General features: G+C 67.1%; 8 protein-coding genes and 1 riboswitch. Of the genes, 4 read left to right on the top strand and 4 right to left on the bottom strand.

The window, feature by feature from the left end; translation table 11 throughout:
• Positions 1-155: 155 nt before the first annotated feature.
• From HQ354_RS13865 to thiO, 3 genes are all read right to left on the bottom strand, one after another.
• Positions 156-908 (bottom strand): thiazole synthase, encoded by a 753-nt coding sequence (locus HQ354_RS13865; protein ID WP_167679203.1) that lies wholly within the window; start codon positions 906-908, stop codon positions 156-158.
• A complete protein-coding gene (gene thiS / locus HQ354_RS13860) occupies positions 901-1,098 on the bottom strand; it encodes a sulfur carrier protein ThiS (RefSeq protein ID WP_068422047.1) in 198 nt (65 codons plus the stop codon). Before thiS ends, HQ354_RS13865 begins: the two co-directional genes overlap by 8 nt.
• On the bottom strand, positions 1,095-2,147 hold the full coding sequence (gene thiO, locus HQ354_RS13855) for a glycine oxidase ThiO (protein ID WP_222634845.1): 1,053 nt from the start codon (positions 2,145-2,147) through the stop codon (positions 1,095-1,097). The genes thiS and thiO overlap by 4 nt, the downstream gene beginning before the upstream one ends.
• Positions 2,146-2,258, bottom strand: a riboswitch (TPP riboswitch). (Overlaps the previous gene by 2 nt.)
• 26 nt (positions 2,259-2,284) lie before the next feature.
• On the opposite strand from thiO, the gene thiE reads away from it, so the two are divergent.
• Positions 2,285-2,977, top strand: coding sequence for a thiamine phosphate synthase (gene thiE / locus HQ354_RS13850; RefSeq protein WP_068422043.1), 693 nt, complete (start codon positions 2,285-2,287; stop codon positions 2,975-2,977).
• On the opposite strand, the gene HQ354_RS13845 is transcribed toward thiE, so the two are convergent.
• A complete protein-coding gene (locus HQ354_RS13845) occupies positions 2,966-3,814 on the bottom strand; it encodes an NUDIX domain-containing protein (RefSeq protein ID WP_068422040.1) in 849 nt (282 codons plus the stop codon). The two genes, thiE and HQ354_RS13845, sit on opposite strands and share 12 nt — an antisense overlap.
• A gap of 82 nt (positions 3,815-3,896) precedes the next feature.
• Here HQ354_RS13845 and HQ354_RS13840 point away from each other — a divergent pair, with 82 nt between their 5' ends.
• From HQ354_RS13840 to HQ354_RS13830, 3 genes are all read left to right on the top strand, one after another.
• Positions 3,897-5,201, top strand: coding sequence for a hypothetical protein (locus HQ354_RS13840; protein ID WP_222634843.1), 1,305 nt, complete (start codon positions 3,897-3,899; stop codon positions 5,199-5,201).
• Positions 5,202-5,230: 29 nt separating this feature from the next.
• Positions 5,231-6,175: a glutamate ABC transporter substrate-binding protein gene (locus tag HQ354_RS13835; RefSeq protein ID WP_222634855.1), complete on the top strand. Its 945-nt coding sequence runs from the start codon at positions 5,231-5,233 to the stop codon at positions 6,173-6,175.
• A gap of 63 nt (positions 6,176-6,238) precedes the next feature.
• Positions 6,239-8,563, top strand: a complete 2,325-nt coding sequence (locus tag HQ354_RS13830) for a serine/threonine-protein kinase (RefSeq protein WP_222634854.1) — start codon at positions 6,239-6,241, stop codon at positions 8,561-8,563.
• The last annotated feature ends 42 nt before the right edge of the window (positions 8,564-8,605 follow it).

The following is an 8,605-nucleotide window of genomic DNA, read 5'->3' as shown; positions in this document are numbered from 1 at the left end:
CGGAACGGCTCGCCGAGGTCGAGGACCTACTCAACAACCGTCCTCGTAGGACCCTCGGATGGGATACTCCTCTGAAGGCATACGACAAGACGCTCGTTGCGATGACCGCTTGAGACCGCCGTATAGCCCGCTATACATTCGCACGCACGTAGAACTCACATCGGCGAACTCGCCTGCGCCCAGAACCGCTTCGGGATCCGCCCGGCCCGACGGGCCTGAAATCCCGCTGCGACAGCGTGCTTCATCGCCGACGCCATGAGCGCCGGATCCTTCGCGCGTGTGACTGCCGTCGCGAGGAGGACTGCGTCGCAACCCAATTCCATCGCCAGCGCCGCGTCGCTCGCGGTACCGATGCCCGCGTCGAGAATGACCGGGACCCCTGCCGCGTCGACGATCATCTCGATGTTGTGCGGGTTCGAGATGCCGAGGCCGGTTCCGATCGGCGCACCCAGCGGCATGACGGCGACGCATCCGACGTCCTCCAGCCTGCGCGCCAGCACCGGATCGTCGGTCGTGTACGGGAGCACGTTGAATCCGTCGTCGACCAGTTGTTCTGCAGCCTTGACCAATTCGATCGCGTCGGGCAGCAGGGTGCGCTCGTCGGCGATGACTTCGAGCTTCACCCAGTCGGTGTCGAGCGCTTCCCGGCCGAGCTGCGCCGTCAGCACCGCCTCCGCCGCACCGCGGCATCCGGCCGTGTTGGGCAGCGGCGCGATGTCGAGCTTGCGCAACAGATCCAGCACACCGGTGCCTCCGGCGACGTCGACGCGTCGCATCGCGACAGTGGTCAGTTCGGTCCCGGAGGCGACGAGGGCCTCCTCCAGCACCGTCAGATTCGCGGCCCCACCCGTGCCCATGATGAGGCGGGAATCGAACGCCCTGTCGGCAATCTTCAGTGACTCAGCCACCCTGCACCGCCGTCAGAACCTCGATGTTGCAACCCTTTTCGACGGTCGTGGCGTCCCATCGACTTTTCGGCAGCACGACGCCGTCGACCGCGACGGCGATGCCCTTCTCCGGCATGGACAGTCGCGTCAGCAACTGCGTCATGGTCAGCTGCTCGGTCAGCTCGTGGTCCTGCCCGTTGACGGTGATCATTGTTTCCTACCTATCTCGAATCGGGCTGGATCTGCAGCCTTCGCTTCGGGGAGTGCATCGCCCGCCAGTAGTGCGGCGACGGCGTCTGCGGTGACGGGGGTCAGCAGAATTCCGTTGCGGCCGTGACCCGATGCGACGATGACGCGCTCGGAGATCCGGCCGATGACGGGAAGACCGTCGGGACTCATCGGTCGTAGTCCGGCTGCGGCTTCGTACAGTTCGTATTCGCCGATGCTGGGCATGAGGCGTTCGGCGTCGGCGATGAGGTCGCGTACGCCCGCGACGGTGACCTGCGTGTCGCGTCCGGATTCGTACTGGGTGGCGCCGACGACCAGGCCGTCGCCGCGCGGGACGAGGTAGATCGGCCGTCCGTGGACGCTGCCGCGGATGGTCCTGCTCGGAGCTTCGACGGCACTCGACCTGCGACGCAAGCGCAGGATCTCGCCTTTCACCGCACGGACGGGCACGTCGGGAAGCAGCGATGCCGTCCGATCTCCCGCCGCGACGACGATCTGATCGGCGTCCAGCGCGTCCATGTCGGTGACGGCTTCGGCGACGAACTCGACTCCTGTCGCAGCCTTCTGCAGCGCCGCGACGAGCAACCGGTTGTCGACGGCGAATTCGGTGGGCGCGAGCAGGCCGAGGCGGATGTTCTGCGCCAGCGACGGCTCCAGCTCGCGCACCTGGGCGCGGCTCAACACGTCGAGCCGATGCCCCTGCTCCCCGACGAATTCGGCGATGGTCCGCAGGTCCGCGGCATCGGCAGCGTCGAGCGCGACCGTCAGCGATCCCGTCGACGAGAAGACGTCGCCCGGGAGTGAACGCGCGAACTCCGGCCACCGCGCCAGCGAGTGAGCCCCGAGCTCGAGCAGGTCGTGTTCGCCTGGCCACCCTTCGGACAGCGGCGCGAGCATGCCGCCCGCGACCCAGGACGCTCCGGTTCCGACGGCCGGGTCGTACAGGCGCACCGACCAGCCGTCGCGTGCCGCGCGGACCGCCACGGCCAGGCCGATGACACCGCCGCCGACGACTGCCAGGGACTTGGACATTCTGTTCCACCTCACTCCCTGCGCCGGCATGATCCGGTTCAGGTATTGACGGTAAGGACCGGCGTGTCCACTCTCAGCCCTGCGAACCCCAGGACTCCCGTGTATCTACGTACTCCCGACAGACTACCGTTTGCAGAGTGCATCCCTACGAGAGTCCCCAGAACCAGACGGCGCGCGAGCGTTTGGCATCGGCTCGCCTCTACCTGTGCACCGACGCCAGGCGCGAGAAGGGCGATCTTGCCCAGTTCGCGGAAGCGGCCTTGTCGGGTGGCGTCGACATCATTCAGCTCCGCGACAAGAACTCGGCGGGCGAGCGCGAGTTCGGTCCGCTCGAAGCGAAGGACGAACTCGCCGCGTTGGCGATTCTGTCCGCCGCCACCAAGCGTCACGGGGCGCTTCTGGCCGTGAACGACCGCGCCGACCTCGCGTTGGCGTCGGGCGCCGATGTCCTGCATCTCGGCCAGGGCGACCTGCCGGTGCACTACGCGCGCGAGATCCTCGGTCCCGACGTCGTCATCGGCCGGTCGACGCAGAATCGCAACCAGGCTTCCCTCGCCGCGATCGAGGACGGCGTCGACTACTTCGCGACGGGCCCCGTGTGGGCGACGCCGACGAAGCCCAACCGTTCCGCGGCAGGCCTCGAACTCGTGCGCAGTACCGCCGAATCGGCTCCGGCGCGTCCGTGGTTCGCGATCGGCGGGGTCGACGCGACCAACGTCGACGAGGTCCTCGAGGCGGGCTGCGAGCGGATCGTCGTCGTTCGGGCCATCACTCAGGCACGGGATCCCCAGGCCGCGGCGCGAGAACTGGCGTCGAAGCTACGACGCTGAGCCCAACCACGCCAGCACCGTCGACGGGGCAAGCACGTGCACCGACGTCGGCACGCGTTGTCGAAGACCTCGGTCGGCGGTGACGAGCGCGGTCAGGCTGTCGGCCGCCTCGGCGCGGCGGGCGAGTTCGTCGTCGCCGCTACCCGGCGCATGGATGACGGGGACGCGGGCGTCGTCGAACGCCGCGCTACGCGCCTCGCCCTCGAGGACGGCGTCGATGTGAGTCAACCATCCGAAGTCGCCGCCGGGTAGTTCGACGGTTCTCGGCACGGCATCGGCGAGCGACGTCAGCAGCTCGCCGGTGGCGCCGCTGCGGTCGCGCCACCAGCCGTTCGGACGCGAGCCGAGCACGTTTGCCGTGTCGAGCAGGATGCGGAGCGGCGTCGCCCGGAGCGTCGGCCAGGCGATCTCGAAGCCGGGGTGCAGCGGCAGCTGATCGACCATGTCCTCGGGAACCCAACGCAGTTCGGTACTTTCACCGTTCGGCGTCGTCTCGAGTTGACCCGGGGCATCTGCGACGACGGTCGTGTACGTCCATCCACTGTCGGCGCGTGCGGTGACCTTCTCGCCGCGCACGTGCACGAATTCGGCTGCGATCGCCGCTTCTTCCTCCGCTTCGCGGACCGCGGCGTGCACGGTGGTCTCATGACTGTCGCGTGCCCCGCCCGGCAACGCCCATGTTCCGCCCTGGTGCGACCACAGCGCGCGGTGTTGCAGCAGCACGGTCGGTGTCCCGTCGGCAGCAGGAGCGCGCAACAACAAACCAGCGGCGCCGTGCCTGCCCCAGTGCCGCGTGCCGTTCTCGCCTACAACCCACCCGTCACCGTCGCCGCGCATACGACACACCTTAGGTGAACCGACATGCAGTGTGTTCACGGTCCGAGTACACGCGCTCACTGCTGCTTATATGCTCGACTCTGTGACTGTGGTCGGCACTACACCCTCTGCTGCCGTACCTCCCACGACTGCAGCCTCCGCCGCGAGCAGCGATCCGCGGCGGGACCTGCAGCGGCTGGTGCGTTCGACGCCCGTGCGCATGATCGCGTTCGGCGTCGTGCTGATCGTGGCATTCGTCGCCACCGGTCTCGTCACGTCGGTCGCCGTCTCCGATCGCGCGCGCACTCTCGACACTCTGCTCGTCCGCACCGAGCCTCTCGCCAATTCGGCCCAGAACCTGTACGGCGCTTTGTCGGTCGCCGACGCGGCCGCGTCGACCGCCTTTCTCGCAGGAGGTCTCGAACCGCAGGAGACCCGCGACCGCTACACGCAGGCGATCGGCGACGCGGGGGCCGAGCTGATTCGGGCATCCAACGGTCTCGGCGACTCCGACGACGACGCGCGCACGGTGCTGATGGAGATCGCCGCGGGTCTGCCCGTGTACACCGGACTCGTCGAGACGGCGAGGACGAACAATCGCGTCGGCAATCCCGTCGGCGCCGCGTACCTCGGTGAAGCCTCGAATCAGATGCAGACGGTTCTGCTTCCGCGCGCCGAGCGGCTGTACACCGAGCAGTCCGCCCGCGTCGCGACCGACCAGGAGCGATTCATCCGTCCGCCGTTGTTCGCGATCGCGCTGGTCGTTCTCTGCCTCGTCCTTCTCGTGCTCGCCCAGGTCTTTCTGGCGGGGCGCACCAACCGAACGTTCAACTGGGGCTTCCTCGGGGCGACGGCGACGATGACCGTCCTGCTGGGATGGATGCTGGTCGGCGGAATCGTCTCGTCGACGGCCACCGACCGTGCTCTCGATCGCGGCGTCGCGCCATTGCAGAGCCTGACTTCAGGTTTCATCCTCGCCCAGCAGGCACGTGCCGACGAGACTCTCGACCTGGTGCGCCGCGGGAGCAGCCGGGGCTACGACGCCGAATTCACCACCAACACAGACAAATTGACGACATTGTTCGCCGACGACCCGGACATCTCCGCCACGCTGACCGCATGGAAGGCCTCGCACGCCCGAATCGCCGACGCTCTCGGCACCGGCGACTTCGCGACCGCCGTCCTCATCACGACGGGGAGCGGAGTCCGGGATTCGTCGACCCAGTTCCGTGCGCTCGACAGCAAACTGGTCGACGGCATCGAGCAGGCTCGAATCGAGCTACGTGGCAACGTCATTCGCGCGAAGTCGGCACTGGCGGGCATGGCGTCCGGCGCGGTGGCGCTGACGATCGTCGCTGCTGCTGCCGTCGCCGCCGGCATCGCACCCAGACTGCGGGAGTACCTGTGAAAACTTCTGTCGCAGTTGCCGTTCTGTTCATGATCGCGATACTCGTGACCGGGTGCACGACGCAGCCGCCCATCCCGGAAGTGCCGGACGTCGAATACTCCGGCACACCGTTTCCCGATGGCGCAGGGCCCGCATCCGCCACGCAGGACCCGGGCCCCCAGGACGTGCAGTGCTCCAGACCGACTGCGAGCCTTCGTCCGACACCGGCGGGCACAGTTCCTGCTCCCCCCACCCCGACGGTCGACGCCATTCGCGAGCGCGGGCGTCTCATCGTCGGCCTCGACACGGGCAGCAACCTCTTCTCCTTCCTCGAGCCGATGGACGGCAAGCTCGTCGGCTTCGACGTCGACATCGCCCGCGAGATCGCGCGAGACCTGTTCGGCGATCCCGACCGCATCGACTTCCGCATCCTGACGTCCGCGGAACGCATCGAGGCGCTGCAGAACTCGACGGTCGACGTCGTCGTCAAGACGATGACCATCACGTGTGCACGCAAGGAGCAGGTGTCGTTCTCGACCGTTTACTTCCAGGCTCAGCATCGTGTGCTGGCGGTGCGGAACTCGGGAATCAACGGCGTCGCCGACCTCGCGAACAAGCGGGTGTGCGCGGTGGACGGCACGACGTCACTGCGTCGTCTCGAACGCATCGTGCCGACCGCGCAGATCGTGACGGCAGCGATGTGGTCGGATTGCCTTGTCGTACTGCAACAACGCCAGGTCGACGCCATCAGCACCGACGACACGATCCTCGCGGGTCTCGCCGCGCAGGACCCGTATCTCGAACTCGTCGGTACCAGCCTGAGCCCGGAGGCGTACGGCGTCGGCATCAAGAAGGAGAGCGACGACTTGGTCCGGTTCGTCAACGGCACGCTCGAACGCATTCGCGCCGACGGCACCTGGAACCGCCTGTATTCGCGCTGGCTCACGGTCATGGGTGCCTCGCCCGGTCCGCCGTCCCCGTCGTACGTGGACTGAGCAACGCACATGAACGCACGCGATCCGGAAACCCCCACCGGGCCGGCAACAGCCCCAGCGGCGATGACCGCCGCGTCCGAACGTACTCAGGCTGCCGAACGCACGCAGGCTTCCGAACGAACGCAGGCTTCGGAACGCACCCAGGCGGCCGAGAGAACGCAGGCAGCCGAGAGAACGCAAGCCGCTGAACGGACTCAGGCCGCGGTCATGGCTCGGTCGTCGCGCTCGTCGCGCACGTCGGGGCGGACGCGGTCGGGACGCACCAACGGAATTCGCCGACGCCTCGGCGCCGGGCTGGTCGACGTCCCTCGCGTCGATCCGGTTGATCCCGCCACGGCGGTCATGAAGGATCCGACGGTTCCGCAGAAGAAGCGGTTCTGCTGGAAGTGCAACTCACCGGTCGGCCGCAGCTCGGCAGGTGATCCCGATCAGGAATCGGGTACGTGCCCGCATTGCGGTGCGCACTACGACTTCTCACCGCTGCTCGAGCCGGGTGATCTGGTCGTCGGCCAGTACGAGGTGCAGGGCTGCATCGCGCACGGTGGCCTGGGCTGGATCTATCTCGCGATCGACCGCAACGTCAGCGACCGCTGGGTCGTCCTGAAGGGATTGCTGCATTTCGGCGACGACGAGGCGCATGCCGTCGCCGTCGCCGAGCGACAGTTCCTCGCCGAGGTGGCGCATCCGGGTGTCGTGAAGATCTACAACTTCGTGGAACAGCCCCGCGGCGACGGAACCAAGGTCGGCTTCATCGTCATGGAGTACGTCGGTGGGCGATCGCTGCGCGACATACTGTCCGCACGCGGCGATCACGAGCGTATGCCGGTCGAGCAGGCCATTGCGTACGTCCTGGAAGTTCTGCCCGCGCTGTCGTACCTGCATTCGATCGGTTTGGTCTACAACGACCTCAAACCGGAGAACATCATGGTGACCGACGACCAGATCAAGCTGATCGATCTCGGCGCCGTCGCGGGTATCGAGGACTACGGATACCTGTACGGCACCGCCGGCTACCAGGCTCCGGAGATCGTCAAGACCGGACCGACGATCGCATCCGACATCTACACGGTCGGAAGAACTCTCGCGGTCCTCACACTCGAGATGCCGTCGACCGGTGGGCGTTACGACCCCGGCATTCCGTCACCCGACGATCACGAACTGCTGCGCACGTATCCGTCGTTCCATCGCTTGTTGATGCGCGCCACCAATCCGGATCCGACGCAGCGCTTCGCGACGGCCGATGTGCTGGCCAGCCAAGCCACCGGTGTTCTGCGAGAGATCCTCGCGCAGCAGACCGGAACCGAGCGACCCGGCCTGTCCACCGCGTTCAGTCCTCCGCGCACGGTGTTCGGCACCGAGGAATCCGTCGGTCGGACCGATACGTACGTCGACGGCAAACTTCGCGGTGACAAGCTCGGTGCGCGAGAAGTAGTGTCGGCGTTGCCCGTTCCGCTCGTCGACCCGACCGACCCCAGTGCACCGCTGTTGGCCGCCGCAGTGCACAGCGAGCCGCAGCAGACTCTCGACTCGTTGGCGCACGCTCGTCGCAACGGCATCGAACGCTTCGCCGACGGTTCCACCGGTGGTCTCGAGATCACTCTGGCCGAGGTGAAGGCGCACATCGACCTCGGCGACGTGGCGACCGCGAATTCGGTGCTGTCACAGGTCAAGACCGGCGACGAGGACCCCTGGCGAGTGCAGTGGTACTCGGGACTGCTCGCTCTGCTCCGGGGCGAACTCGTCTCCGCGCACCGACATTTCGAGAAAGTGCTCGACGCGATGCCGGGCGAGCTCGCGCCGAAGATTGCTCTGGCTGCGAGTGCCGAACTCATCGTCGAGAGCAATCCGAACCTGGGGGCAGACGAGCGCGACATGTGGCGCGACCGGGCGGAGTCGTACTACCGCGTCGTCTGGCGGACCAGCCGGGCGGTCGTCAGCTGCGCGTTCGGTCTGGCCCGCCAGCTCGCCTACCGGGGCGAGACGGACGCCGCGGTGGCCACCCTGGACCAGGTGCCGATCAGTTCGCGGCACTACTCGGTGGCCAGGATGACGTCCATCTTGACTTTGCTGATGGACCGGCCGTCGAAAGATCTGCAGGAGGAGGACTTTCGCGAGGCCGCACGACGCGTCGGAGCACTTCCCCGCAGCGAGGCCCGCGCGCTGCAGATGCGGACCCTCGTCCTGGCGATGGCGATGGACTGGATTCGGTCCGGTCACGCATCCGAGGCCGAACGCGAGCCCATCCTCGGGGTGCACTTCACCGACACCGGGCTCGCGAAGGGCACCGAGAAAGGCCTACGAGCATTGGCGCGCAACGCGACCGACCGCGCTCATCGGTTCACGCTGGTCGACCTCGCGAACGCGATCCGGCCTCGGTCGCGGTTCTGACCAGGTGCCTGCGGAACGACCATGTGAGTGGGAATGTACAGC

This window comes from Rhodococcus sp. BP-261 (assembly GCF_019835205.1).
Lineage (GTDB): Bacteria > Actinomycetota > Actinomycetes > Mycobacteriales > Mycobacteriaceae > Rhodococcoides > Rhodococcoides kyotonensis_B.
This window is presented reverse-complemented; position numbering and strand designations above follow the sequence as displayed.